Origin of the sequence: Mycobacterium sp. E2238 (genome assembly GCF_001672665.1) — a bacterium.
GTDB lineage: Bacteria > Actinomycetota > Actinomycetes > Mycobacteriales > Mycobacteriaceae > Mycobacterium.
This window is the reverse complement of record NZ_LZKF01000237.1, coordinates 1-2,583: the sequence shown is the minus strand read 5'-3', so window position 1 is coordinate 2,583 and position 2,583 is coordinate 1. Positions and strand designations below refer to the sequence as shown.

Here is a 2,583-nt window from a genome sequence, read left to right as displayed (position 1 = left end):
CAGCGTCGACCGATCCAGCCTCGGGCACGGTCAGGGACCACTCGTCGTCCACGCGCAGCCGCAGCATGGCGTGCCGGTCCAGCAGGGCCTGCAGCACGGCGACCACGTCGGAGGCGGTGACCCCGGCGGGGGCCTCGACCACCATCGTCTGGTTGAACTGGTCGACCGGACCGTTTACACCCTGCAGCCACCGGATGATCGGCGTCGCCGATAGTTCGCCGATGCCCTCGTCGGCGACGCCGGTGTCGCCGTCGGTCACGCCGACGACGCGGGCCAGCCGGGCCACGGTCTGCTCGACGAAGATGTCGCGCGTCCGGCACGCCAGGCCGGCGGCCCGCGCCCGCGTCACCACCTGCATCGACGAAATGCTGTCGCCGCCCAGGTCGAAGAAGGAGTCGTCGACGCCGACCCGCTCGACGCCGAGCACCTGGGCGTAGATGCCGGCCAGGGTCTCCTCGACGGGACTGCTCGGGGCCCGGTAGCGATCGGCCTCGCGGTATTCGGGTGCCGGCAGGGCGCGAGCGTCGAGCTTGCCGTTCGGTGTCAGCGGCAGGGCGTCGAGGCGCACCACGGCGACCGGAACCATGTACGCGGGGAGCCGGTCGGCCAGCCGGGCGCGCAGCTCGGCGGGGTCCGCCGAACCGGTGACGTAGCCGATCAGGCGCTTATCTCCTGGCCGGTCCTCGCGGGCGATGACGGCGGCTTGCCGCACCCCGCGAAGGTCGGCCAGCGCCGCCTGGATCTCGCCGAGTTCGATGCGGTAGCCGCGGATCTTGACCTGTTCGTCGGCACGGCCCAGATACTGCAGCTGCCCATCGGCGCCCCAGCAGACCAGGTCGCCGGTGCGGTACATGCGTGCCCCTGGCCCGCCGAACGGACAGGCCACAAACCGCGACGCGGTCAGCGCCGCCCGGCGCCAGTACCCGCGGGCCAGCCCGCCGCCGGCCACGTACAGCTCGCCGACCACGCCGGGCGGTACCGGTCGCAGGGATTCGTCGAGCACGAACAACGCCGCGCCGGCCACCGGGTAGCCGATCGGGACGACGGCGGAGCCGGGGGCAAGCGGCGCACTGATCGCCGCGTACACCGTGGTTTCGGTCGGCCCGTAGGCGTTGATCATCACGCGCCCGGACGCCCACCGGTCCACCAGCTCGGTCGGGCAGGCCTCGCCGGCCACCACCAGTGCGGCAGACTCCAGCCCCCGCGGGTCGAGCATCGCTGCGGCGGAAGGGGTTTGGCTCAGGACACTGACCCGCTCGGCGACCAGCAACTCGTGCAGGTCCTCCGGGGACCGCACCACCGCGTCGGGGACCACCACCAGGCGCCCGCCGCGCAGCAGCGCGCCGAAGATCTCCCACACCGACACGTCGAAGCCGTAGGAATGCCACTGCGACCACACGCCGGCGTCCGGCAGGCTGGCGTCCACCGACGCCATCAGCTGGGTGACGTTGCGGTGGCTGACCGCCACGCCCTTGGGCACACCGGTGGTTCCCGAGGTGTAAATGAGGTAGGCGACGTCCTCCGGGCTCGGCGCCGGCAGCGCGGTGCGAGGCTGAGCGTCGACGGCGGGATCCTTTACATCAATGACCGCCACGTCGTGCCCGTCCAGCCGGTCGGCCAGCGCGGCGGTGGTGACCACCGCGACCGGCGCGGCATCGGCGAGCATGAAGCCGATCCGGGCGGCCGGATGTGCGGGGTCGATGGGCAGGTAGGCCGCCCCGGTCTTGAGCACCGCGAGGATCGACACGATCGCCTCGGCCGAGCGGTCGAACAGCAGCGCCACGCACTGTCCCGCGGCAGCGCCGCGGCCGGCCAGCAGGTGGGCCAACCTGTTGGACGCCTCGTCGAGCTCGCGATACGTCCAGGACCGGGTACCGCTGCTGAGCGCCGTCGCATCCGGCGTGCGGTCCGCCTGGGCGGCAAAGGATTCCGGAATCGACGTCGATGCGTCCGCCGGCGCGGCCAGCACCGCACGGTTGCCGATCTGGTCCAGCCGGGCCCGTTCGTCCGCCTCGAGCAGGTCGACCGACGACACGGAGCGGGCCGGATCGGTGGTCATCGTCGCCAGCACCCGCTGCAGGCGCCCGACGAGTATCTCGATGCTGTCCGCGTCGAACACGTCGGTGCGGAATTCGACCCGCCCGCCAATCCCGGCGGGCTCGTCCGTCTCGGTCCAGCGCTCGGTCATCGAGAAGGTCAGGTCCATGCGGGCGACCTGGGTGTCCAGCGGTATCGGGGTGACCCGAACGTCGCCCAGGGCGAGCCCGGTCGCGGGGTCGTTGTCCTGCCCACCGAAGTTCTGCCAAGCCAGCATCACCTGAATCAGCGGGTGATGCGTGAGGCTTCGGGTCGGGTTGACCCGCTCCACCAGCACCTCGAAGGGCACGTCCTGATGCTCGAAGGCCTCCAGGCTGCGCGTGCGCACTCGGTTCAACAGCTCGGTGAAGGTGGGGTTGCCCGACACGTCGACGCGCAGCACCAAGGTGTTGACGAAGAATCCGACCAAGTCGTCGAGCGCGGGGTCGCGCCGCCCGGCGATCGGAAAGCCCACCGCCACATCGCTACTCGCGCTCAGCTTGGCCA

1 protein-coding gene is annotated in these 2,583 nt (G+C 71.5%); it reads right to left on the bottom strand.

Going from position 1 to position 2,583, the window contains the following annotated elements; all coding sequences use genetic code 11:
• Window positions 1–2,583 (bottom strand): non-ribosomal peptide synthetase (locus tag A5711_RS21555; RefSeq protein WP_156745024.1); only part of this gene is annotated, 2,583 nt, incomplete at both ends.